At 62.3% G+C, this 22707-nt stretch carries 20 protein-coding genes; 11 read left to right on the forward strand and 9 right to left on the reverse strand.

What is annotated here, in order from left to right; translation table 11 throughout:
- A partial coding sequence (locus KSW38_RS18820) for a hypothetical protein (RefSeq protein WP_216926473.1) occupies positions 1-241 on the forward strand: 241 nt, incomplete at its 5' end.
- 92 nt (positions 242-333) lie between these two features.
- On the opposite strand, the gene KSW38_RS18825 is transcribed toward KSW38_RS18820, so the two are convergent.
- Positions 334-525: a YegP family protein gene (locus KSW38_RS18825; protein ID WP_216926474.1), complete on the reverse strand. Its 192-nt coding sequence runs from the start codon at positions 523-525 to the stop codon at positions 334-336.
- Positions 526-684: 159 nt separating this feature from the next.
- Here KSW38_RS18825 and nboR point away from each other — a divergent pair, with 159 nt between their 5' ends.
- The gene (nboR, locus tag KSW38_RS18830) at positions 685-1323 is read left to right on the forward strand and encodes a nicotine blue oxidoreductase (RefSeq protein WP_216926602.1); all 639 of its coding nucleotides are present in this window, start codon (positions 685-687) and stop codon (positions 1321-1323) included.
- 77 nt (positions 1324-1400) lie between these two features.
- Here nboR and KSW38_RS18835 read toward each other — a convergent pair whose 3' ends face one another.
- The 5 genes from KSW38_RS18835 to KSW38_RS18855 all read right to left on the reverse strand — a co-directional run bounded on the left by KSW38_RS18835 (position 1401) and on the right by KSW38_RS18855 (position 8815).
- Positions 1401-4208: a molybdopterin-dependent oxidoreductase gene (locus tag KSW38_RS18835; protein WP_216926475.1), complete on the reverse strand. Its 2808-nt coding sequence runs from the start codon at positions 4206-4208 to the stop codon at positions 1401-1403.
- Positions 4198-5133, reverse strand: coding sequence for an FAD binding domain-containing protein (locus KSW38_RS18840; RefSeq protein ID WP_216926476.1), 936 nt, complete (start codon positions 5131-5133; stop codon positions 4198-4200). The genes KSW38_RS18835 and KSW38_RS18840 overlap by 11 nt, the downstream gene beginning before the upstream one ends.
- Positions 5124-6407, reverse strand: coding sequence for an XdhC family protein (locus KSW38_RS18845; protein WP_216926477.1), 1284 nt, complete (start codon positions 6405-6407; stop codon positions 5124-5126). Before KSW38_RS18845 ends, KSW38_RS18840 begins: the two co-directional genes overlap by 10 nt.
- A 329-nt stretch (positions 6408-6736) precedes the next feature.
- On the reverse strand, positions 6737-8314 hold the full coding sequence (locus KSW38_RS18850; RefSeq protein ID WP_216926478.1) for an NCS2 family permease: 1578 nt from the start codon (positions 8312-8314) through the stop codon (positions 6737-6739).
- Between the two features lie 6 nt (positions 8315-8320).
- Entirely contained in the window at positions 8321-8815 is a 495-nt protein-coding gene (locus tag KSW38_RS18855; protein WP_216926479.1) for a nucleoside deaminase, read from the reverse strand.
- A gap of 400 nt (positions 8816-9215) precedes the next feature.
- Between KSW38_RS18855 and KSW38_RS18860 the strand changes: the two genes are divergently transcribed.
- Positions 9216-10559, forward strand: coding sequence for an 8-oxoguanine deaminase (locus KSW38_RS18860; RefSeq protein WP_216926480.1), 1344 nt, complete (start codon positions 9216-9218; stop codon positions 10557-10559).
- 83 nt (positions 10560-10642) lie between these two features.
- Here KSW38_RS18860 and KSW38_RS18865 read toward each other — a convergent pair whose 3' ends face one another.
- Positions 10643-11602 (reverse strand): type IV toxin-antitoxin system AbiEi family antitoxin domain-containing protein, encoded by a 960-nt coding sequence (locus KSW38_RS18865; RefSeq protein ID WP_216926481.1) that lies wholly within the window; start codon positions 11600-11602, stop codon positions 10643-10645.
- 181 nt (positions 11603-11783) lie between these two features.
- Positions 11784-11960, reverse strand: coding sequence for a hypothetical protein (locus tag KSW38_RS18870; protein WP_216926482.1), 177 nt, complete (start codon positions 11958-11960; stop codon positions 11784-11786).
- A 372-nt stretch (positions 11961-12332) separates the two neighbouring features.
- On the opposite strand from KSW38_RS18870, the gene pucL reads away from it, so the two are divergent.
- The 3 genes from pucL to KSW38_RS18885 all read left to right on the forward strand — a co-directional run bounded on the left by pucL (position 12333) and on the right by KSW38_RS18885 (position 15585).
- Entirely contained in the window at positions 12333-13247 is a 915-nt protein-coding gene (gene pucL / locus KSW38_RS18875; RefSeq protein WP_216926483.1) for a factor-independent urate hydroxylase, read from the forward strand.
- A 183-nt stretch (positions 13248-13430) separates the two neighbouring features.
- A complete protein-coding gene (locus tag KSW38_RS18880) occupies positions 13431-14939 on the forward strand; it encodes a nucleobase:cation symporter-2 family protein (protein ID WP_216926484.1) in 1509 nt (502 codons plus the stop codon).
- 178 nt (positions 14940-15117) lie between these two features.
- Entirely contained in the window at positions 15118-15585 is a 468-nt protein-coding gene (locus tag KSW38_RS18885) for a DUF2867 domain-containing protein (RefSeq protein WP_216926485.1), read from the forward strand.
- Between the two features lie 72 nt (positions 15586-15657).
- On the opposite strand, the gene KSW38_RS18890 is transcribed toward KSW38_RS18885, so the two are convergent.
- Positions 15658-16413 (reverse strand): IclR family transcriptional regulator, encoded by a 756-nt coding sequence (locus tag KSW38_RS18890; protein WP_216926486.1) that lies wholly within the window; start codon positions 16411-16413, stop codon positions 15658-15660.
- A 221-nt stretch (positions 16414-16634) separates the two neighbouring features.
- On the opposite strand from KSW38_RS18890, the gene KSW38_RS18895 reads away from it, so the two are divergent.
- The 5 genes from KSW38_RS18895 (at position 16635) to KSW38_RS18915 (ending at position 22611) form a co-directional block, all read left to right on the forward strand.
- Positions 16635-18035 carry an NAD-dependent malic enzyme gene (locus KSW38_RS18895; protein ID WP_216926487.1) on the forward strand — a complete coding sequence of 467 codons (1401 nt, stop codon included), beginning with the start codon at positions 16635-16637 and terminating at the stop codon, positions 18033-18035.
- Between the two features lie 19 nt (positions 18036-18054).
- Positions 18055-19668, forward strand: a complete 1614-nt coding sequence (aceB, locus tag KSW38_RS18900; protein WP_216926488.1) for a malate synthase A — start codon at positions 18055-18057, stop codon at positions 19666-19668.
- 1 nt (position 19669) lies between these two features.
- The gene (locus KSW38_RS18905; RefSeq protein WP_216926489.1) at positions 19670-20932 is read left to right on the forward strand and encodes a DUF6986 family protein; all 1263 of its coding nucleotides are present in this window, start codon (positions 19670-19672) and stop codon (positions 20930-20932) included.
- A 14-nt stretch (positions 20933-20946) separates the two neighbouring features.
- Positions 20947-21759, forward strand: a complete 813-nt coding sequence (locus tag KSW38_RS18910) for a bifunctional allantoicase/(S)-ureidoglycine aminohydrolase (RefSeq protein WP_216926490.1) — start codon at positions 20947-20949, stop codon at positions 21757-21759.
- Positions 21760-22137: 378 nt separating this feature from the next.
- Positions 22138-22611, forward strand: coding sequence for a sensor histidine kinase (locus KSW38_RS18915; RefSeq protein ID WP_216926491.1), 474 nt, complete (start codon positions 22138-22140; stop codon positions 22609-22611).
- Positions 22612-22707 lie beyond the last annotated feature (96 nt).

Here is a 22707-nt window from a genome sequence, read left to right on the forward strand (position 1 = left end):
CCGCCAATTCATCCCCAACGACTTCGCCTCCCTCGGAGCAGACGGCTTCGGCTTCTCCGACACCCGCCAAGCCGCACGCCGCTACTTCAAAAACGACACCCACTCCATCGTCGCCAAAACCCTGCAGATGCTGGCGGCGAGGGGTGAAGTCGAGGAGGGTGCGCCGTCGTACGCTATTGACCGCTACAAGCTGCTCGATGTGAACGCGGGCACCACCGGCGGAGCAGGTGGAGACGCCTAACGACCCAGGAATAACAGGGCAGAAAAACAGTTGGCGGCAGTGTTCATGATGAACACTGCCGCCAACTGTATTTGCGGTGTTACCGGGAAGCCTCAGGTGCCCAGATTCCTGCGGTCTACTACGAATCCGGTTGCCGCGTTTTCGCGGACTGCGTTGATACCGGCCACGACGGCCTTCAAATTGGGAAACTGTGGCGACACTGCCACAACTGTGCCGTCATCGGCCGTGAGTCGAAACCTGAACGTATTCGTCCCGGCGTTGAGTATTTCGAAACTGCCCGCCATCTTCCCCTTTTCCTCCACGCATCATTGCATCAGAGCTGATTTCAACAATTCCCTACCGACAATAATGGCCGTCGGAACCTACCAACAGACCTACTGAGGAGTAGTTTGCAACCGATTTTGGTAGATGTCACGGAAAGCTGGGAGGAGGCTACAGACCGCGTGCATGCCCGCGCGTATCGTGAGGATATGACTGGATCCGGCGTGGCGCCCACCACGGGTGTCCTGCTTGCTGCGGGGGCTGGCACTCGCTTGGGCCGCGGGCCCAAAGCGCTGCTCCCCTACCGCGGCCGCACGCTGGTTGAGGTGCTCGCCGATACGCTGTTCGACGGCGGCTGCCGGGAGGTCGTGGTGGTGGTTGGGGCCGAGGCGGACCGCGTTCGAAGCACCACAGATCTACGGACGTACAAGGTGGTCGAGAACGAAAATTGGGCTAAGGGCATGGCCGGCTCTTTCCGTGCAGGAATCGAGGCAGCCTCACCGGGACACAGCATCATGGTGGCTCTGGTGGATCAGCCCGGGTTAACCCCGACGGCGGTCAGCAGGTTGCTGGGCAGCCACCGTCCGGGTCGGGTCACGGCGGCCGCATACCCGGACGAGTCAGGCCGCCTTAAGCGTCGGCACCCGGTGATTATCGACGTCGGACTCCGATCCCAAGCGGCGGAAGCCGCGAATGGTGACACGGGGGCGCGATCTTTCCTCAAGGCGCATCCAGGTTTGGTGGATCTGGTGGATTGCAGTGACCTTTGCTCCGGCGAAGACCTGGATACGAAGGACCAGCTGCACCTTCTGGAGGACTGAGAACCCCACTCGCCCTTTCACCCAAGTAGGTCGCATTTGTGCGCGTTTAGACGGCTCAAAACGCGCACAAATGCGACTCAGTTGGGTATAAGCGTGCGGTCACGGAGGGCCAAGTAGATCTTGTCGCGGGCGATGGGCAGTTCGCCGAAACGGATTCCGGTGGCGTTGCGGATGGCATTGGCCAACGCGGGTGCCACGGGGTTGAACGGGCTCTCGCTCATGGACTTGGCGCCGAGGGGCCCGGTGCTGTCATTCGTTGTTGCGAAATAGACCTCGCTCCGCGGCACGTCCGCGAATGACGGAATGTGATACTGCCGGAGGATATCGGTGGTGACGTGTCCGGCGTCGTCCACTTTGACTTCCTCATAAAGCACCGCACCAAGCGCCTGTGCGATGCCGCCTTCGATCTGCCCACGGCACTGCCGCGGGTTCACCACAACGCCGGCATCTGCTGCCTGCACGCTCTGCAGGATCCGCAGCTCACCCGTTCCCGTATTAACGGCAACCCGGAAACCATGGACATTGAATGCCACTGACCGCGGCGTTCCTCCCCAGTTGCCATCAGTGGCGAGGCGAACGCCTTGGAGACGGGCGGCGTCGAAAGTTTCCTTGAGCGGAACCACACGATCACCGCACTCGACAGCTCCGTCCACCAAACGGCAATCCGTTAATGCAGCTCCCGTCAATGAAGCCGCAACGGTCTGGATCCTTGTTGCGAGCTCAAGGGCCGCACCGAGCGTGGCCTTGCCGGCCACCACGGTACCGGCCGAACCGAACGCGCCCGTATCGTGCTCCACGAGGTCCGTATCTGACTGACGGACGGTAATTTTTGAGGCGGCCGTTGCCAGCGCGGTCGCAGCCAGTTGCGCATGAACGGTTGTGGTGCCGTTCCCGAACTCCGCAGTACCGACGTCGACGGCGAACCTTCCGTCCGCTTCCAGGCTCACCCTGGTGTGGGCGAAGTGGCCTCGCGGCGGGACGGTATCGATCATGGACAGGGCAGAACCTTCTCCGACCACCCAATCAGGTCCGAGGTCGTCCAGTCCTGCGGCACGGTAGCGCTCCTTGCCCCGGTCCAGGGCATCCCGAATCAAGGCCACACACTGGTCCAGGCCATAGCTGCCGTAGTGGACGTCTTCCTCGGGCTCGGGCGTAGTAGACAACATATGGTCACCCGGCCGGACCATGTTCCTGAGCCGGAACTCCAAGGGATCCATGCCAATACCGATGGCAAGTTCGTCGATGGCAGACTCGATCGCGAAGATCATCTGGCTCAGCCCATACCCGCGGAAGGCTCCGGCGGGAACGGTGTTGGTGTAGACGGCCTGGGCGTCCACTTTCTTGTTGCGGCACTTATAGACAGCCAACGATTCCCCACAACCATGGAACATAACGCCGGGCGCATGGTTTCCGTAAGCGCCGGTGTTGGTGATGACATCCAGCTGAAGGGCGGTCAGGTATCCGTCCCGGCTGGCACCCGCCTTGAGATTAATGGTGAAGGGGTGGCGCGTCGTGGCGGACGTGAACTGTTCGGTCCGGGTGAACTCCACCTGGACCGGCCGCTTGAGTGTGAGGGCCGCCAAGGCGACCAGATCCTCGGTGAGGACCTCCTGTTTTCCTCCGAAACCACCCCCAACGCGGCCAGCCACCACGCGGACCGTCTCCTCCGGCAGATTGAACAACCTCGCCAATGTGCGCTTTACCAGGAAGGGAACCTGCGTGGAGGAACGGACAACCAGTCTGCCTTCCTCATCCAGCCACGCGATGGACGCGTGCGTTTCCATTGCAACGTGCTGAACCCTCTGGGTCTTGTACGTGTGCTCATGGATGAAGTCGGCTGCCGCGAAGCCGTCGGCCACGCTGCCCAGCTCGGCGTGGACCTCGGCCACCACATTTTCCAATGGCCGGGAAATCCGGGAGTAGGCCCCGTCCTTGTCGCCATGGATCGCCGGGGCACCCGGAAGAATTGCCTCCTGAGGCGTGAATACTGGCTCCAGAAGCTCGTACTCCACAGCAAGCGCCCGGGTTCCGGCCTCGGCAGCGCCAACGGACTCCGCCACGACTGCGGCAACGCGCTGGCCGATGAAGCGCACCACGTTGTCCAGCACGCGCGTGTCGTCGGGATCGTCCGTGAAGTGTTCGTGCTGGGCAGTGGAGAACAACTGCGCTGGTGCATCTTCGTGCGTGAATACGGCGACGACGCCAGGAACTGCCAGAGCCGCAGTCTTGTCAATGGACACGATCCGGGCGTGTGGATGCGGCGAACGGAGGAGCTTGAGGTGCAGTAGTCCGGGAAGCTGCTCGCCCGGGACATCCAGGGTGTACCGGGCAGTTCCGGTAACCACGGCTTGGCCTGCGGGTGCGGGCACATTGTCCCCAAGCTGGCCGGGCGTGGCTTCCACAGCGGCAGGCGACTTGGCCCCGGAAACGTCGGCTCCGGCGTCGTGCGCGTGCCCGCCATCATGACCGCAAACAGCGTCAGCGATGGAGCGGTAGCCGGTGCAACGGCACAGATTGCCCTTGAGGTTGCGGGGCAGGTTGGCACGTTGCTCGTCGTCAAAAGTGGCTGCCGTCATGACCATTCCAGCGGTGCAGAAACCGCATTGGAACCCCTGGGCTTCAAGGAACTGCTCCTGCACAGGGTGAAGGTTTTCTCCGCTGGAGAGGCCTTCGATCGTGGTGACCGCTTTGCCATCGGCGCGAACCGCCGGATAGATGCAGCTGTGGACGGGGGTGCCGTCGACGTGCACAGTGCACGCGCCGCAGTCACCGCCGTCGCAGCCCTTCTTAACGCCGAAGTTTCCCTGTTCCCGTAGGAAAGTGCGCAGGCATTGGCCGGGGCGGGGTGTGGCCTCGGAGGCAGCGCCGTTGATCTCAATTGCCATGGGGGGCCTCCTTCTGCGGGTTGTTGTTTGCGGGTTGCGTGGATGGTTGCGGTGAGGTGGCGTGCGGCGGCCAGAAATCGCCTGACACGACCATCGATTCGCCCAGTAGCTCCGCCCTGATTTCCTCGGCCAGCTTGAACGTCATATCGCGGCGCCACGCGGGAAGCCCATGGATGTCATCGTGGTACAGCGGCCAGGGAATGGAATCCCCGACGGCGTCAGCCAGCATCCCGGCGTCGGGAACCTGCCCGGCGGGGAACCGTAGTTGGACGGGCCTTTTGGTGGAGGCGGTAACGGTGATGACCAAGCCGCCGTCGGCGTCGAGGCGTCCGATGAGCAGCACGCCGGAGCGTCCCAGATTGCTCAACGACAAGCGCCTGAAAGCCACCCGTGCCGAGAGCGCCTCTGCGGGGAGGTGAATGCTGCGGAGCAATTCCCCGGGGGCCAGGACATTCTGCATATCCCCCGTAACGAAGTCGGACACAGGCAGGCTGCGGCTGCTGCCATCCGGGCTCTGGATGGATGCCATGGCATCGAGTCCGGCACACAACGAAATCATGGGGCCAGCGGGCAAGGACGTGCAGAGGTTGCCGCCCACCGTGGACATGTTCCAGATCTTGAAGGATGCCACGAAGGAGTCGCAGCAAGGACGAATCAATGCCAAGGCGGGCCACTCGTGGTTGGCTAATTCCGCGGACGCCGGTAATGCGTAGAGCTCTGCAACGGTGCAGGTTGCGGCTAGCTCAATGCCTTCATCGGTCACGGTAACGGCCGGCCAACCCGCCTGGCCCAAATCAAGGAGACGCTTGAGCACGGTGCTTCCGTAGGAGAAGAGGACGGTTCCTCCGGCGAGCCAGGCATCGCCATCGCGCCATTGAGAGGGATCCGTGGTGGGAACCACGGCCTCGATGGTGTTCATGTCCATGGGTCCTCCTGAGTGAGGTGTTGAGGTGCTGGGTGAATCGGGCCCGTGCTGTCCTTCAGCGAGGGGAAGCCTGTGGCTGCGCGACTGGTGGTTTTGTGACCGGTGGCTTTGTGGATGGTGACTTTGTGGTCGCGAGCTCCGCGTTCGGCGATAATCTCTGCCGTGATGGAGACTGCGACTTCGGCTGGTGTCACTGCACCAAGGTCCAATCCGATCGGGGAATGGAGCCGTCCCAGTGCTTCGGCAGGCGTGCCTGCTTCGAGCAGGGCCTCAACCCGTTGCCGGTGGCTACGACGCGAGCCCATTGCGCCGACGTAAGCCAGGTTTAGGCGAAGAGCTGTTTCAAGCAGGGGAATGTCGAACTTTGGATCGTGGGTCAGGACGCACACCACGGTCCGGGCGTCGATCCGTCCGGCCGCTGCTTCGGCTTCCAGGTAGCGGTGCGGCCAGTCGGTGACCACTTGGTCCGCACCGGCGAAGCGGGTCTGCTGGGCGAACGCAGCGCGTGCATCGCACAGGGTGACGTTGTAGCCAAGCAACTGTCCGGCGGGGAGCAACGCGGCACCGAAGTCGTTGGCCCCGAAAATGAGCATCCGCGCGGCTGGCAAGCGGCTTTCCACGAACAAGGTGATGGGCTGCGGTTCTTCCTCTTCACGGGGAGGAGCCGCCAACCTCTCGGCGGTCACCCAGCCATCGATGCAGCCCTCGGGTGCTGCCAGGCGGACCAAACCCGTGCGTCCGCCTTGGAGCAGCGGCTCAATCTGGGCCGCGGCAGCCATCAGGGTGGCGGGATGATCGTCCACCAACCGGGCCAGTTGGGTTGATTCCATGGCGCGGAACCGAACAGGATCATCAACGACCACCACTCCCCCGCCGCCACCGAGCCTGCGGATGAGCGCCCGGGCCGTGGGTTCGTTTGATATAGCGATATCGAAGAGGGCCATTTCGCCGGACTCGCTACCCAGTGGCTGGATATGGACTTCCAGTTCTCCTCCACAGGTGAGTCCGACGGCGAACGCGTCCTCGGCACTGTAGCCAAAAGACTCAAGGCGTGGGCCGCCGTCGCGCATTGCTTCCAGGGCTGCCTCAACGACGGCCCCTTCCACGCAACCGCCGGACAAGCTGCCCAGGATTTCGCCGTTTTCGGAGACCATCATGGAAGTCCCCATGGGTCGCGGCACTGAGCCGCCGGTCCCTACAATCGTGGCCACAGCGCATCGTTGGCCAGAGACCGCAGGCCGCCAGCTGCCCAGTGAAGGCATCAGATCCAGCATGGCAACACGTCCTTTTTCCAGGTGTCCCGGCCAGGTGGCCCGGCCGGAGCAGTGCGCGATCTTGCCCTCATAATCTCATTTTCCGGAGGATGCGGAGGGAGTCGCGGCTATTGAATAAGAGTTCATAGGAGTGGGGCAGGGCTTCATCTCCCTGCCCCACTCCGTAGCGGGGCAACAGCACCCGTTCCTGAATCAACAGGACCGCCGCCCGCCGTCGTGCCTGTTCCCAAAGGACCACGACGATGGGCGCCTATTCGTGCGGTGGGTGCGGATGGACCGCCGTTCGAAGTGCCGGATATGGACCCGCCGGCGCGGGGTGGGGCACCGGGCTAGACGCCCATCAAGGCGTTGATCGGGCCACGGGCGAAGTAGATAATGAAGCCCGCGGTGACCACCCACATGAGCGGATGGACCTTCTTGGCCTTGCCCGACGCCGCGCTGATCACCGCGAAGGAGATGAAGCCGACTCCGATGCCGTTGGCAATGGAGTAGGTCAGCGGCATCGTCACAATGGTGAGGAACGCTGGCAACGCGATGGCGAACTTGGTGAACTTGATCTCGCGGATCTGGGCCATCATCATCGCGCCCACCACCACCAGTGCTGATGCAGCCACTTCCAGCGGGACAACCGAGGTTAGCGGCGTGAAGAACATTGAACCCAGGAACAGCAAGCCGGTGACAACGGAGGCCAGCCCCGTCCGGGCGCCCTCGCCGATTCCTGCTGCGGAGTCGATGTACACGGTGTTGGAAGAACCGGACGTTGCGCCACCTACCACTGCGCCCATGCCTTCAACAATGAAGGCCGACTTCAGCTTGGGGAACGTACCGTCCTTATGTGCCACGCCTGCGCTCTTGGCCAGGCCAGTCATGGTTCCCATGGCGTCGAAGAAATTGGTGAACACCAGGGTGAAGACCAACATGGTCGCAGCCAACCCGCCGATCCTGGCGAACGAACCAAAGAGGTCGAACTGGCCTACCAGGCTGAGATCCGGAACGGACATCAACTGGCTGGACAGGATTGGCACGTTGAGGTGCCAACCGCCGGGGTTGTCGGCGCTGCCTGGACCAATGTGGAACACGGCCTCGGCTACAGCGGCGAGGACTGTTGTGGCGACGATGCCAATCAACAGGCCGCCTTGGATCTTGCGTGCCACGAGGATGCCCATGACCAGCAACCCGATGATGAAGACGAGGGTTGGGATGGAGGTGATGGAACCATCCGAGCCGAGCTGGACCGGCGGGCCGCCCTTGGTGGGGCGGACAAAGCCGGAGTCGACGAAGCCGATGAAGGCAATGAACAGGCCGATGCCAACGGTGATGGCGGCCTTGAGTTCCTTGGGGACTGCCTTGAAGATCGCCGTCCGGGCACCGGTGGCGCCGAAAAGGACGATCAGGATGCCGTTGATGACCACCAGGCCCATGGCTTCTGGCCATGTGACTTCCTGGATGACAGCGACGGCGAGGAAGGAATTGATGCCCAGGCCGGCTGCGAGGCCGAAGGGAAGGTTGGCAACGAGTCCGAAGACGATGGTCATGACACCAGCCGTCAGGCCAGTCACCGCGCCCACCTGTGCTGCCGAGAGCCAGCCGCCCGCCACGTCCACCGGGGCGTTGTCTGCCGAGAAGCCGCCCAGGATGAGCGGGTTGAGGATGACGATGTACGCCATGGTGAAGAACGTGACCAGGCCGCCGCGGAATTCCCGGGCGAGCGTGGAACCACGCTTGGTGATCTGGAAGAACTTATCCAGGAAGGAGTTCGACACCGGCGGCTTGCCGTTGCCGGTTGCCGTGTGCTTTGCGTTTGCCGCTGTGGGCTCTGCGCTCTTGCCTCCGTTGGGGAGGAGCGCAGCCTGCTTTTCAGCTGCGGTCTGCATTTCTGCGGGATCCAGGATTGTCATGTCAGCCACCGGGCCCTAGTAGTCGATCCTGGAATCAAGCGTGTTCCATGTGGTGAACGGCTGGAGGGCCGCCGGAGCCTGGGGGTCGCCCAGTTCCAGCTTGGCTACCGGCATCAGCGCGTCCCGGTTGTCGTTCTCGAAGTACTCGTAGAAGACGGCATCATCGAAGCCCACGGACGCGGCGTCATGACGGTCTGCGGCAAAGAACACGCGGTCAATGCGTGCCCAGAGTGCGGAGGCCAGGCACATGGGGCATGGCTCGCAACTGGTGTAGAGGGTTGCTCCGCTCAGATCGAAGGTCCCCAGCTCGCGGCAGGCGTTACGGATGGCCGTGACTTCCGCGTGTGCGGTGGGATCGTTCGTGGCGGTGACGCGGTTGACGCCTTGGAAGGTTTGTCCATCCGCGGTAACAATGACGGCGCCGAAGGGGCCTCCACTGTTGAGGACATTGGCTGTTGCCAGCTCAATGGATGTGGCCAGGAATTGCTCGGCCGTGACGGTTGTACTCATGTTGCGACTTCCTTAGTGCTGAGGAAGCCAGGTGACCTGTTGGGGGCGCTACGGAGCGGAGCTCAGTTAGCTTGGTTACCAGGCTTCAGCATGTGCGATGAAGGTTAAGTTGCGCCTGGTAGATAGCTTCCCGAGGTCCGGGTGCCCGCCTTTGGCAGTTAGAGCGTAGCACCAGGTTTGTGAGCCGCGCCATAGTTTTTTGAAAATTTAATTTCGTCATACGAGATTTTTTGTTGGCAGCCGTATGTGACCGAGGGACGCCCGCGAACGTTGACGGCGGGCGTCGGGCATTTTAGGCTTTTCGGACCGGACGCACTTTATTGGCTTCCGGTTCCTGGATCAGCAGACAGGGCCTAACTGAGCTGGAACGCGTACACGCCGACCAGACAAGGAACCTGTCATGACCCCTCTTTGGATCAAGAACCCGCTGGGAATCTTCACCGCAAACGACCTCGACGCCGGTAACGGCCTGGTGGTCTCCGACGGGAAAATTGTGGAGCTCGTGCCAGCGGGCGGGCAGCCTTCGTTGCCGTGTTCCGTCTTTGATGCCTCCGACCACGTGGTTCTGCCTGGGCTCATCAACACCCACCACCACTTCTACCAAACGCTGACCCGCGCCTGGGGTCCGGTGGCCAACGCTCCGCTTTTCCCATGGCTGCAGAACCTGTACCCCGTGTGGGCGCGGTTGACGCCTCGCAGCCTTGAACTTGCGGTGCAGGTTGCACTGGCCGAGCTGCTGCTTTCCGGCTGCACCACCGCCGCCGACCACCACTATCTCTTCCCGGACGGCATGGAAGACGCCATCGATATCGAAGTAGCCGCGGTGCGCTCCATGGGCATGCGGGCAACCTTGACCCGCGGATCAATGACGTTGGGAGAGGACGACGGCGGGCTGCCGCCCCGGACCACGGTCCAGTCACCCGAGGTGATCCTTGCGGACAGCGAACGGCTGATTCGTGAGTACCACGAGGCCGGGGATGGGGCATCAGTGCAGATCGCATTGGCGCCTTGCTCCCCCTTCTCAGTGACCAAGGAGATCATGGCCGAGAGCGCAGCCCTCGCTGAACGCTACGACGTCCGGCTGCACACACACCTTGCAGAGACGATCGACGAGGAAGACTTCTGCCGCTCCATGTTTGGGCTGCGGACCGTGGATTACCTGGAGTCAGTTGGCTGGTTGGGATCCCGCACGTGGCTTGGACATGGCATCCACTTCAACGACGACGAGATCGCCAGGCTGGGAGCCGCTGGCACCGCCGTCGCGCATTGCCCAACCTCCAACATGCGCCTCGCATCCGGGACAGCGCGAGTGCTGGAACTTGAAGCCGCGGGCGTTCCTGTAGGCCTGGGAGTGGACGGCTCGGCGTCGAACGATGCTTCGAACATGATCCTCGAGGCCCGCCAGGCGCTATATCTGCAACGACTCCGATACGGTGCTTCGGTTCCTGTTTCCCGTGCGCTCGGCTGGGCGACGCGTGGATCCGCCGCTGTTCTTGGCCGCTCGGACATCGGGCAGTTGGCTCCGGGCCTTCAGGCAGACCTTGCCCTGTTCAAGCTTGACTCGTTGAGGTTTTCCGGAAGCCACGACCCCGTCGCCGCCCTGCTGCTCTGCGGGGCGGACCGGGCAGACCGGGTCATGGTGGGTGGTTCCTGGCGCGTGATTGATGGAGCTATTCCCGGTTTGGACGTCGCCGGCCTCATGGCTGAGCACTCGGCTGCGGCGCGGAAGCTCGTGGCGGGGTAGGTTCTGGCTTCGTTGGTGTGTGTGCGCCCGTTGGGGTAGCGCCCGTTTCGATGCTCCCCCGCACGTTAGACGGTAGGAGTCGTCTAGCGTGCAGGGAGTCGTCTAGTCGGCGATGAGTCGGATCGCCGGAGCGCTCGGAGCACACGAATCTTGAACTCCTGCTCTTGAAACAAATCCCGCCACTTGATGCGAATGAACGTCCAACCCTCCTCCGTAAGGGCTTTCTCGCGCTGCCGCTCCTGGAAGATGACCTCACCGGTGGGCTCATAGTCGAAGTACTTCATCCGGCCATCGAACTCCAGGGCGAGCTTCTGATTGCGCCAGGCAAGGTCAAGACGATGGCGGCCCTCACGCGTCCACACTTCGACTTGGAGTTCGGGTGGTTCGATCTTCAACCGTGCGAGTAGCTCCCGGGTCAACGTTTCGCCTGGAGACTCCGAGCGCGCGTCGGCATTTTCAAGGGCGCGGCGCAAAGCGAGGACTCCATTCCTCCCGGCTAGCGATGCGCACATGTCCCTCAGCTTGCCCACGTCCACGCCTTTTCGGAGAGCATGATCCATGAGGACCAACGATTGCCGGTAGTTCAGCATGAGGCAGCAGTCCACGACAGTTCTCTCCAAGGACGTACAGGGCATGCCGTCCACGTCGACTACATCTTGAACGTCGAGCCCACGAGTATGGGGAACAACATCACGGCCATGCGAAACAGGCGATGGTGGCGCCTTCTGGGTGATATGCACGCGGTCGTCAACATTCCACAGGAACAACCGATGGAGACGGGCAGCGGAGGTGTGGCTATAGACCAAGCCACCACCCGACGTCGTGAGCGTTCCATGGGCGTGGGAAGCAATCAACTGACGGCTGCGTACCCAGGGCTTCTGGGCCGACCAGGTGCTGCCACGGATGTAGCACCCTCGTCGGAGCCTTACGAGTTCACCCGTTCGCACCAGGGCCGCTATGTCCCGGGCGTTAATCCCCGCTTCATTGAGTTCGGATGTTCGCCACAGATCCATGCCCGCCGGGAGATCAGCCATTTTCGCCATGACACAAGCATTGACAAGGCCTTAGACCTCGCGACAGGGGTGCCAGGTCGTATGTGGAAAAAGTCCGTTTCGAGGGCTCGCTGCAGACAAGACGACTCCTACCGTCTTGTCTGCAGCGAGCCGTCTATGTGGGCCTGCCGGGGCGGGGCCGGGCGGGCGGGGCCCCGTGGATGCAGGGGCCCTAGGGACGCTGGCGGCCGAAGACCGGGAGCGCTCGGAGCCAACGGGAGAATCCGCCGGCATTGCGGTCGCAGTCGGCCGGAATGTAGAAGTCCGGATCTGTTGCACCGAAGGGCAGGTACAGCTCCTGACCCGGTGCCGGGAATTCCACGACGTTGTTCGTATCCTTCGAGTCCATCTGTTCCTCCTCTTTCCAGTGCAAGCAAGTTTCCGTATTTCGGAAAATGATTTTTGCTATGTGAAAAGGATAAGCAACCCCCGAAGCAGGCGTCAAGACCCGCCCAGAAGGGAAGAACGGTTGCTCCGGTCACATTTGGCTGCTTCATAACGATCTCCGGAAACCCATATACACAAGCCGAAATCATGCGCTACTCTCGAATGAGTTCGTGGCGTACGTCACGTAACCTGAGAGCAGCAGGCAGGGTCGTAATGAGCTGGCATCAATGGATGCCGGCTCTTTTTTGTTGGGTCGGCTCCACCAGAAACGCGGTGGAAACACGCGCTTAATTTCATTGATGGAACGTAGGTTCCACCTCACAGAAGTTGGGATATGACCATGAGCAACAACATCGTCCTCGGCGAAAACCAGTACGGCAAAGCGGAAGTCCGCGTCGTCAAGGTCACTCGGGATACTGACCGCCACCACATCGAAGATTTGAATGTCACCTCGCAACTGCGCGGCGATTTCCAGGCTGCGCACCTCGAAGGCGACAACGGCCACGTGGTCGCCACCGATACCCAGAAGAACACTGTCTACGCTTTTGCCCGTGACGGCATCGGCTCACCGGAGTCCTTCCTGCTGCGTCTCGCCGATCACTTCACCGGCGAGTTCGAATGGGTAACCGGTGGCCGTTGGGAAGCCGAGGCCTACAGCTGGGATCGTATCCAGGCACACGGCGAGGGACACGATCACAGCTTCGTCCGCAACGGACAAGAGGTTCGTACCGCCGTCGTCGTCCGTGATGGCGCAACCACGCACATCATCTCCGGCCTCAAGGACCTGACCGTCCTGAAGACCACCCAGTCGGGCTTCGTCGGCTACCCGCGCGACAAGTACACCACCCTGCCCGAAACCACGGACCGCATCCTCGCAACGGATGTCTCGGCCCGCTGGCGCTACAACACCAACCTCGACGCCGGAGCCACCGACTTCAACAAGAGCTACGAGGACATCAAGGCCCTCCTTCTGGAAGGCTTCACCGAGAACTACTCGCACGCTCTGCAGCAGACCCTCTTCGACATGGGCAAGAAGGTCCTCGAAGCACACAGCGAGGTTGACGAGATCAAGTTCTCCATGCCCAACAAGCACCACTTCCTGGTTGACCTGAGCCCGTTCGGACTGGACAACCCCAACGAGGTCTTCTTCGCCGCGGACCGCCCGTACGGCCTCATCGAAGCAACCGTCCAGCGCGACAACACAACAGCCGCGCCTGTTGCATGGAGCGGCATCGCCGGCTTCTGCTAAGCACCGCCCTAACACTGCACCACCCCTAACAACGCACCACCAGGAGTTTGTGTGCAGGTCCCCCAACGGCGCCCAGTCAAGGCCGGACCTGCACACAAACCCCAACCCCAAAAACCCCGGATTTTGTTAGCCAGACACAGTTAGCCAGACGAAGACGTCTGCCATGAACCCAGAAAGTCTGCCATGAACACGAAGAAGAAATCCCGCTCCGCGGATAGCACCCCCTCCCAGGCGCATAAGCCGGAACGGCCCGAAGACAAGCGCCTCTCCATCGGAAGCACGTTCGCGTATGGCTTCCAGCACGTCCTCACCATGTACGGCGGAATCATTGCCCCGCCACTGATCATCGGCGCCGCCGCAGGCATGTCCTCGCAGGATATCGGCCTCCTCATCGCAGCCTGCCTGTTCGTTGGCGGCCTGGCCACCATCCTCCAGACGGTGGGCATCCCGTTCTTCGGCTCACAGCTACCGCTTGTTCAGGGCGTCTCCTTCGCCGGCGTCTCAACCATGGTTGCGATCGTCCAAGGCGGCGGGGGGATCCAAGCCGTATTCGGTTCGGTCATCGTGGCTTCCCTGATCGGCCTGGCCATCACTCCCCTGTTCTCCAAGATCATCAAGTTCTTCCCGCCAGTGGTCACGGGCACTGTCATCACCACCATTGGCCTGACGCTCATGCCGGTTGCAGCCAACTGGGCCATGGGTGGAAACGCCAAGGCCGATAACTACGGCAGCATGGCAAACATCGGCCTCGCCGCAGCAACCATGGGCGTCGTCCTGCTTCTGAGCAAGGTGGGCAATGCTGCCATCTCCCGGCTCTCCATCCTGCTGGCCATGGTCATCGGCACCATCATCGCGTTCATTGCAGGAATGGCAGACTTCTCAAAGGTTGGCCAGGGCGACATCGTCGCGTTCCCCACGCCCTTCGCTTTCGGTGCGCCAACCTTCGAAATCGCAGCAATCATTTCCATGCTCATCGTCATCCTGGTGACACTGACCGAGACCTCCGCAGACATCATTGCAGTGGGCGAGATCGTCGATACCAAGGTTGACTCCCGCCGCATCGGCGATGGCCTCCGCGCGGACATGCTCTCCAGCGCCATCTCACCGCTGTTCAACTCCTTCACGCAGAGCGCCTTCGCCCAGAACGTTGGGCTCGTGGCCATCACGGGCATCAAGAGCCGTTTCGTGGTGAGCGCTGGTGGACTCATTCTGGTTGTCCTCGGTCTCCTGCCAGTTCTGGGCCGAGTGGTCGCAGCGGTTCCGACGCCCGTCCTGGGCGGTGCCGGCGTCGTGCTTTTCGGCACGGTGGCAGCCAGCGGTATCCGCACACTGGCCAAGGTTGAGTACAAGAACAACATGAACCTGATCATCGTGGCCGCCTCGATCGGTTTCGGCATGATCCCCATTGCCGCTCCGAAGTTCTACGACCAGTTCCCGTCCTGGTTCTCCACGATCTTCCACTCCGGCATCAGCTCCGCCGCGGTCATGGCGATCTTGCTGAATGTCCTGTTCAACCACTTCAAGGCAGGCAACACGGACAACCAGTCAGTGTTCGTCGCTGGCACGGACCGCATCGTCAGCGAGGAAGACATCAAGTGCCTGAGCGAGGGCGACCGCTTCGAGAACGGCAAGCTGATCGACGCCGACGGCAAGGAAGTCCCGCTCAAGACCTCCAGCGCCTCGGAGCACTAGCTCCCGATCCCATTCAAGTTGGCAGATGACGGCAGCGTTTCCTTGGGGGACGCTGCCGTCATTTGTCGCCTCGCGCAGAAGCCCTCCCCGTTTGGAAGCCTCCTCACGCAGAAGCCTCCGCGCAGAATGTACGACGGCGGCGCTCACCACCGGGCGACACTCACCGTAGGATCAGCCCATGACTGAACAGCTCCCCTGTTTCCGTTCCCTCGCAATCCGCAAGATACCGGAGCCGGACTACGCGGATGTCTGCCTGGCCACCCTGCCTGAAGGTGCCGGCACGGATCCCAGGGAATGGGCGGAGCGCGTGTTCTCCATCGAGTCGATTCCGCGATGGGTTGCTTGGGCCATGGGCTTGAGGCAGGCGCTGGTGCCCTTGATCGGCATACCCAGAGCACCTAAGAACACCTTCACGGTGAGCGAACAGTCGGGCGAGGAAGCCCTGATCTTTGTCCGTGACAGGCACTTGGACTTCGCGGTGGCCGTTGGAATCGATGCGGTGACCCGGCTGATCAGGGTGACAACCGCCGTCGAGCTTAAAGGGTGGCGTGGCAAGCTGTACTTCAGCGTAGTGCGCCCGGTTCACCCAATCGTGGTGGACTCGATGCTGAAGAAGGCAACCCGCTCAAAACCTGCGCCGAGATGACAAAAGATGGCAGTGTTCGCAGGGAACACTGCCATCAAATGCCAACTCGGCGCGAGGCGTGGAGAAGAAAGCCTAGTTCTGGTTGAGCTCCGCGGAGATCGCAAGCGCGGCCTCGCGCAGCATCGGCACAGCGCGGTCGGCAAAGCTCTGGTCCACACGCGTGATGGGCCCGGAAACGGAGATAGCCGTGGGAGTGGGAGCGTTGGGCACGGCCATCGCGAAGCAACGGACGCCGAGCTCCTGCTCTTCCTCATCAATGGAGTAGCCGCGTTCGCGGATCAGCTTCAGGTCCGCGAGCAGGGAGTCGATATCGCCGATGCTCTTGGCCGTGGGCGTAGGCATGCCGGTTCGGGCAACAATGCCACGGACCTGTTCGTCGTCGAGCTGCGCCAGGATCGCTTTGCCAACGCCCGTGTCATGGGTGTGGGCGCGCCGGCCGACTTCGGTGAACATCCGCATGGAGTGCATGGAGGGGACCTGGGCCACGTAAATGACCATGTCCGAGTCCAAGACCGCCATGTTGGAAGTTTCGCCGAGTCGTTCCACGAGGGTCTTCAGCTGCGGACGCGCCACGGCGCCGAGCTGCTTGCTGGCACCTTCGCCAAGCCGGATGAGCCGCGGGCCCAAAGCGTAGCGCCGGTTGGGCAGTTGGCGGATGTAGCCCAATGCCACGAGCGTGCGCAGCAGGCGGTGGATGGTGGGCAAGGGCAGGTCCGTGGACGACGACAGCTCGCTCAGAGTGACGTCGCCACCGGCATCCGTGATCAGTTCCAGCAGTTCAAAGACGCGCTCAACGGACTGCACGCCTCCGGAGGCTTTTTCAGCCATTCCCTTGTCTCCAATGACTCAGATTCCGACAACTCTTATCCGCATCGTGAAAAGAATTGCTTAGAACACCCAAGATACAGCACGCCAGCCGAGAGCGCGACGAGACGCAAGATGACCGAGCAGGGGGTTGTATTTCCACTTGGCAGATAATAATATCCATAATACGAAAACATTCAGTTTGGAACGGCGGCCCGGGAACGGGCCTAACAGGAGGAATTTCAATGGCGAATCCGAGCCCCGGAAACTCGATCACCCTGCGCGTCGCCGCACCGTCGAGCTTCACCGCTACCAGTGAACTGGCAGCAGCCGTCGGCGCAGCCGGTGCAGCGATCACCGCGCTGGACGTCACGGAATCCCACCACGAGACGATCGTCGTGGACGTCACCTGCAACACCACTGATGACGCCCACGCGGCACGTGTCAAAGATGCCCTGAATGCCCTCGACGGCGTCACCGTCCAGCACGTCTCGGACCGCACCTTCCTCATGCACCTCGGCGGCAAGCTCGAGGTGGTCCCCAAAGTAGCCCTGCGCAACCGTGACGATCTGTCACGCGCCTACACTCCCGGCGTCGCGCGTGTTTGCCTGGCCATTGCAGAAGACCCGGCCGCTGCCCGCAACCTGACGGTCAAGCGCAACACCATCGCCGTCCTCACGGATGGTTCTGCGGTTCTGGGCCTGGGCAACATTGGCCCCGCCGCCGCCCTCCCCGTCATGGAAGGCAAGGCCGCACTGTTCAAGCAGTTCGCCAACGTGGACGCCTGGCCGGTCTGCCTGGACACGCAGGACACCGAAGAAATCATCATGATCGCCAAGGCCATGGCCCCGGTCTACGGCGGCATCAACCTGGAAGACATCGCCGCACCGCGCTGCTTCGAGATCGAGAACCGCCTTCGCGAAGAACTGGACATCCCGGTGTTCCACGACGACCAGCACGGCACGGCGATCGTGACCCTGGCCGCGCTGGTCAACGCCCTGCGCGTGGTGGACAAGAAGCTGTCCGAGGTCAAGATCGTCGTCTCAGGGGTTGGCGCTGCCGGTTCCGCCATCATCCAGCTCCTCAAGGCCCAGGGCGCGCAGCACATCATCGCTGCTGGCCGCTCGGGCGCCATCCACTCCGGCGAGAAGTACGACGACGAGCACCGCAGCTGGATTGCCGCGAACACGAATGAAGAAGGCTTCTCCGGAACCCTGCACGACGCCCTCAAGGGAGCAGACGTCTTCATCGGAGTCAGCGCCCCGCACGTGATCGGCGAGGAGCAGGTTGCTTCCATGGCCGAGAACGCAATTGTGTTCGCCATGGCCAACCCGACGCCGGAAATCGACCCCGTCATCGCTTCCAAGCACGCGGCCGTTGTCGCCACGGGACGCAGCGACTTCCCGAACCAGATCAACAACGTGCTGGCCTTCCCCGGCTTCTTCCGCGGACTGCTGGATGCTGGAGCATCCGACATCACGCCGAACATGCTGGTGGCCGCCGCCGAGGCAATTGCCAACCGGGTGGCTGACGATGAGCTGAACGCGAGTTACATTATCCCCAGCGTCTTCGATCCCCATGTTGCCGCCGATGTAGCGACTGCCGTAGCTAACGCTGCGCACGCCAACGCCGCCAGCGCACTCTAGAACAAAGGAATCCGCTCACATGGCTATCACAGTCACCGATCCCCGGCCGATTGATCGCGCCGAGGAAATCCTCACCCCCAAGGCACTGGGTTTCATCGAGGAACTGCACAAGCGTTTCGCCGGCACCCGCAACGAGCTCCTTGAAGCGCGGAAGGTAAAGCGCCAGAAGGTTGCGGACACCAGCCGCTTGGACTTCCTCCCGGAGACCCAGGAAATCCGCGACGGCGACTGGAAGGTTGCCGATGCACCGGCGGCGTTGCAGGACCGTCGCGTTGAGATGACCGGCCCGGCAACCCCGGCCAAGATGGCCATCAACGCGCTCAATTCCGGCGCCAAGGTCTGGCTCGCGGACCTCGAAGATGCCAGCACGCCAACCTGGCCCAACGTCATTGACGCGATCCTCAACCTCCGCGACGCAGCACAGGGCACCCTGAGCTACAGCTCGCCGGAAGGCAAGGAGTACCGTCTCCGCACGGACGCACCTTTGGCTGTTGTTGTTGCCCGTCCCCGCGGCTGGCACATGGAAGAAAACCACCTGCTGATCGACGGCGAACCTGCTGTGGGCGCGCTGGTGGACTTTGGTTTGCACTTCTTCCACATCGCCAAGCAGCTGCTCCTGAATGGCCACGGCCCTTACTATTACCTGCCCAAGATGGAGAGCCACCTGGAGGCCCGCCTCTGGAACGATGTCTTCGTCTTCGCCCAGGACTTCCTCGGCATCCCGCAGGGCAGCATCCGCGCCACCGTGCTCATCGAGACCATTCCAGCCGCGTTTGAAATGGACGAGATCCTTTACGAGCTGCGCGACCACGCTTCGGGGCTGAACGCCGGACGCTGGGATTACCTGTTCAGCATCATCAAGTACTTCCGTGATGCCGGCGAAGAGTTCGTCCTCCCGGACCGCGCAACCGTTGCCATGACGGCTCCGTTCATGCGCGCCTACACCGAACTCCTGGTCAAGACCTGCCACAAGCGTGGCGCCTTCGCCATGGGCGGCATGGCCGCCGTCATCCCGAACCGGAAGCAGCCCGACGTCACCGCTGCGGCCTTCGACAAGGTCCGCGCCGACAAGACGCGCGAGGCAAACGATGGCTTCGACGGCTCCTGGGTTGCGCACCCGGACCTCGTTTCCACCTGCCGCGAAGTGTTCGATTCGGTCCTCGGTGACCCCGCCAACGGCGGAAAGCCCAACCAGCTGGACAAACAGCGCCCCGAGGTGAACGTCACGGCTGAGCAGCTGATCGACGTCGCCTCTGCTGGCGGCACCGTCACGGAAGCCGGGCTTCGGCTGAACCTCTACGTCGCCGTCGCATATACAGGTGTCTGGATCTCCGGCAGCGGTGCAGTTGCCATCCACAACCTCATGGAAGATGCCGCGACCGCGGAAATCTCCCGCTCGCAGGTGTGGCAGCAGATTCGCAACAAGTCGGTGCTCGCAGACACGGGCAACACCGTTACCCGCGAACTCGTCACACGAATCCTCGGCGAAGAAACCGAGCGCCTGCGCATCGAGTTCGGCGACGAGAACTTCACCAAGTACTACGAACCGGCTTCCAAGCTGATCGAGGACATCTGTCTTTCCGACGATTACACGGACTTCCTGACAACACCCGCCTACGAACTGGTGGGCTGAGATGGGCTCATTCTCTTCCTCAGATCTGGCTCATATCGAGTCCCAGCTCGCCGCCACGGATACGTTGCTTGACCGCAATTACCCCGGCGACGACGGCTCACGCCAGCCCATCCACACCGTCTACATCCCGGCGGACCGCTTCACACCGTCATTTGCGGCCGATTGGGGTACCCAGGCGCTCGCGACGGCGGAAGCTCACGGTGGCCTGGAAAAGCTCGGCCAGCTGTTGGGCCAGGAGCCTCATTTGGCTGCTGCTGTTGCGTCACGGGTCGCTGCGAAACTTTCCGCTGAGCCGATCGAAGACCTTCGTTTGGACTTCGAAGACGGCTACGGAGACCGCGGTGACGAGGCAGAAGACGCCGACGCCGTTGCTGCCGCCAACGCTGTTGCTGCTGCGGTTGCAGCGGGAACTGCTCCGCCGTTCATCGGCATACGCTTCAAGTGCTTCGAAGCAGCCACACGTGCCCGTGGCCTTCGCACCTTGGATCTGTTCGTGTCCACATTGGCTGCTGCAGGGGAACTCCCCGCCGGGCTGATCCTCACCCTGCCGAAAGTCACCACGGTGGCCCAGGTGCAGGCCATGGACTTCGCGGTCTCGCGCCTCGAGGAAGTCCACGGACTCCCCGCCGGCAGGCTCCGTTTCGAGGTGCAGGTGGAAACCCCGCAGCTCATTCTGGGCGCCGACGGAACCTCCCCTGTGGCGCAGCTCCCCCACGTTGTCCCGGGCCGCATCAGTGCCCTGCACTACGGGACGTACGACTACAGCGCTTCATTGGGAATCTCGGCCGAGTACCAGTCCATGGAGCACCCGGTTGCTGATTTCGCCAAGGAAGTCATGCAGCTGGCTGTCGCCGGAACGGGTATCCGCCTCTCTGACGGTTCCACCAACATCATTCCCGTAGGCGACGCAGTTGAAGACGCCTGGAAGCTCCACGGCCGGCTGGTCCGCCGCTCCCTGGAAAACGGCTACTACCAGGGCTGGGATCTCCACGCCGCCCAACTCCCCAGCCGTTTCTCGGCGTCGTACGCTTTCTACCGCGAAGGCCTGCCTGCCGCAGCGCTGCGCCTCCGGAACTATGTGGAGCGCACCGAAGGCGGCGTCATGGATGAGCCCGCCACCGCCCGTGCACTCGCTGGTTTCGTTCTTCGGGGCGTCCAGTGCGGCGCAGTGGGGACCGACGAGGTCAAGGCGCTTGCCGGCGTCGAACTTTCACAGCTGACCGCACTGGCGCACCCGCGGCTCGCACAACCGACTTCCCACTGATAGGAGCTTTTCGCATGGGTAAGTACTACTACCCCCAGGGCGGCCTGCCGCCGCAGACCCACCTCACCACGGAGCGGGCGATCGTCACCGAGGCCTACACCGTGATCCCCAAGGGCGTGATGACGGACATCGTCACCAGCAACCTGCCTGGATTCTCCAACACACGCTCTTGGATCATTGCGCGGCCGATCTCCGGCTTTGCCACCACGTTCTCGCAGTTGATCGTGGAGATCGCCCCCGGCGGAGGGGCTCCCAAGGCCGAGTTCGAAGCAGGCGTTGAAGGCGTCATCTTCGTGACCAAGGGCCAGGTGAACCTGACGCTCGACGGCGAACTGCACCACCTCGAGGAGGGCGGCTACGCCTACCTCGCGGCCGGTTCCGAGTGGGGCCTGGAGAACGTCTCCGACGACATCGTCTCCTTCCACTGGATCCGCAAAGCCTACGAACGCCTGAAGGGTTTCGAAGCAAAGTCCTTCGTCACCAACGAGAAGGACGTGGAGCCCACCTCCATGCCTGACACGAACGACGTCTGGAAGACCACGCGCTTCACGGACTCCAGCGACCTCGCCCACGACATGCAGGTCAACATCGTCACTTTCCAACCCGGCGGCGTGATTCCCTTCCCGGAGACCCACGTCATGGAGCACGGCCTGTACGTCCTTGAGGGCAAGGCCATGTACCTGCTCAACAACGACTGGGTGGAAGTGGAAGCCGGCGACTTCATGTGGCTCCGCGCGTTCTGCCCGCAGGCTTGCTATGCCGGCGGGCCGGGCGAGTTCCGCTACCTGCTGTACAAGGACATGAACCGCCAGGTGAAGCTCACCTAGTCTGCGCCCTGCGCCGAGATCGCCGGAAAGCTGCCAGTTCGTCTGGAGGTTTCCGGCGATTTCGCGCGTTTCCGGCGAACTCAGCGGCGGCGACCCCAGGGACGGCGACGAGGACCTGCTCGCGGAGCTTCCACAGGAAAGTTAGACCCCCACAAACAGGGCCCGACGGCGGTGCGTACGTGCCGTCGTCGGGCCCCCGCATGAAGTGTGCCGCCTCCGCAAGGCCGCCGCACAAACTTGATCGGAAATTGAGCCAAACAAACAGAGTCCTTGATGATGCCGCGCCACGCTGGAAGCAGACGGAGCCCTCATTCCATCAATCCATCAGGGTTTCGGCAACGAACAAACCAGCAAGAATCACAATGATGTGGGGGACCAATGGAACAGGCAGCAGCGCTAACAGAGGTGATCACCGTCAAGGGCATCATCCAGGACCAGCACCCCGTGGATTTCCACGCCCTGGGTGTCGCGGGATGCATCGACAGGCTTGCTGCACCGCTTCGACGCTCCGGCGTGACCGTCCACTGGAGCACACCCCACCACGGCATCGAAATCTCGTCCGCATCCGCCGCACTGCTGTACCACGTAGCCCAGGAGACTTTCAGCAACACCCTCAACTACGCCGACGCAAGTGAACTGACCATCCGCCTCAACGCCGTCTACCACGGAATCCAACTGACGATCATGGACAACGGCAAAGGTTTCGAAATCCACGCCGCCCCCAGCGGCCGCCGCCATGGCTTCGGCCTGCTGCTCATGTCCATTGCCGTCCACGACGCCGGAGGGACAGTTGAGATCGACTCCCAGCTTGGGCGGGGCACCACTGTGAGGGTCACACTGCCACTGGATTGAGTCCAATTTGGGACCTTTTTCAGGCCCCAAAACCATGGATCGGTGGCGTCCGCAGACGTATTCTGTAGCTACTTTTCAGCCTGACATCTCGACGGA

Source organism: Paenarthrobacter aromaticivorans (genome assembly GCF_019038615.1).
GTDB classification, from domain to species: Bacteria; Actinomycetota; Actinomycetes; order Actinomycetales; family Micrococcaceae; genus Arthrobacter; species Arthrobacter aromaticivorans.

Excerpts from the sequence above, each read along its gene's own strand:
- KSW38_RS18825 (WP_216926474.1), bottom strand. The coding sequence starts at position 525 with ATGGCGGGCAGTTTCGAAATACTCAACGCCGGGACGAATACGTTCAGG.
- KSW38_RS18835 (WP_216926475.1), bottom strand. The coding sequence starts at position 4,208 with ATGGCAATTGAGATCAACGGCGCTGCCTCCGAGGCCACACCCCGCCCC.
- KSW38_RS18840 (WP_216926476.1), bottom strand. The coding sequence starts at position 5,133 with ATGGACATGAACACCATCGAGGCCGTGGTTCCCACCACGGATCCCTCT.
- KSW38_RS18845 (WP_216926477.1), bottom strand. The coding sequence starts at position 6,407 with ATGCTGGATCTGATGCCTTCACTGGGCAGCTGGCGGCCTGCGGTCTCT.
- KSW38_RS18855 (WP_216926479.1), bottom strand. The coding sequence starts at position 8,815 with ATGAGTACAACCGTCACGGCCGAGCAATTCCTGGCCACATCCATTGAG.
- KSW38_RS18860 (WP_216926480.1), top strand. The coding sequence starts at position 9,216 with ATGACCCCTCTTTGGATCAAGAACCCGCTGGGAATCTTCACCGCAAAC.
- KSW38_RS18865 (WP_216926481.1), bottom strand. The coding sequence starts at position 11,602 with ATGGCGAAAATGGCTGATCTCCCGGCGGGCATGGATCTGTGGCGAACA.
- KSW38_RS18870 (WP_216926482.1), bottom strand. The coding sequence starts at position 11,960 with ATGGACTCGAAGGATACGAACAACGTCGTGGAATTCCCGGCACCGGGT.
- pucL (WP_216926483.1), top strand. The coding sequence starts at position 12,333 with ATGACCATGAGCAACAACATCGTCCTCGGCGAAAACCAGTACGGCAAA.
- KSW38_RS18880 (WP_216926484.1), top strand. The coding sequence starts at position 13,431 with ATGAACACGAAGAAGAAATCCCGCTCCGCGGATAGCACCCCCTCCCAG.
- KSW38_RS18885 (WP_216926485.1), top strand. The coding sequence starts at position 15,118 with ATGACTGAACAGCTCCCCTGTTTCCGTTCCCTCGCAATCCGCAAGATA.
- KSW38_RS18890 (WP_216926486.1), bottom strand. The coding sequence starts at position 16,413 with ATGGCTGAAAAAGCCTCCGGAGGCGTGCAGTCCGTTGAGCGCGTCTTT.
- KSW38_RS18895 (WP_216926487.1), top strand. The coding sequence starts at position 16,635 with ATGGCGAATCCGAGCCCCGGAAACTCGATCACCCTGCGCGTCGCCGCA.
- aceB (WP_216926488.1), top strand. The coding sequence starts at position 18,055 with ATGGCTATCACAGTCACCGATCCCCGGCCGATTGATCGCGCCGAGGAA.
- KSW38_RS18905 (WP_216926489.1), top strand. The coding sequence starts at position 19,670 with ATGGGCTCATTCTCTTCCTCAGATCTGGCTCATATCGAGTCCCAGCTC.
- KSW38_RS18910 (WP_216926490.1), top strand. The coding sequence starts at position 20,947 with ATGGGTAAGTACTACTACCCCCAGGGCGGCCTGCCGCCGCAGACCCAC.
- KSW38_RS18915 (WP_216926491.1), top strand. The coding sequence starts at position 22,138 with ATGGAACAGGCAGCAGCGCTAACAGAGGTGATCACCGTCAAGGGCATC.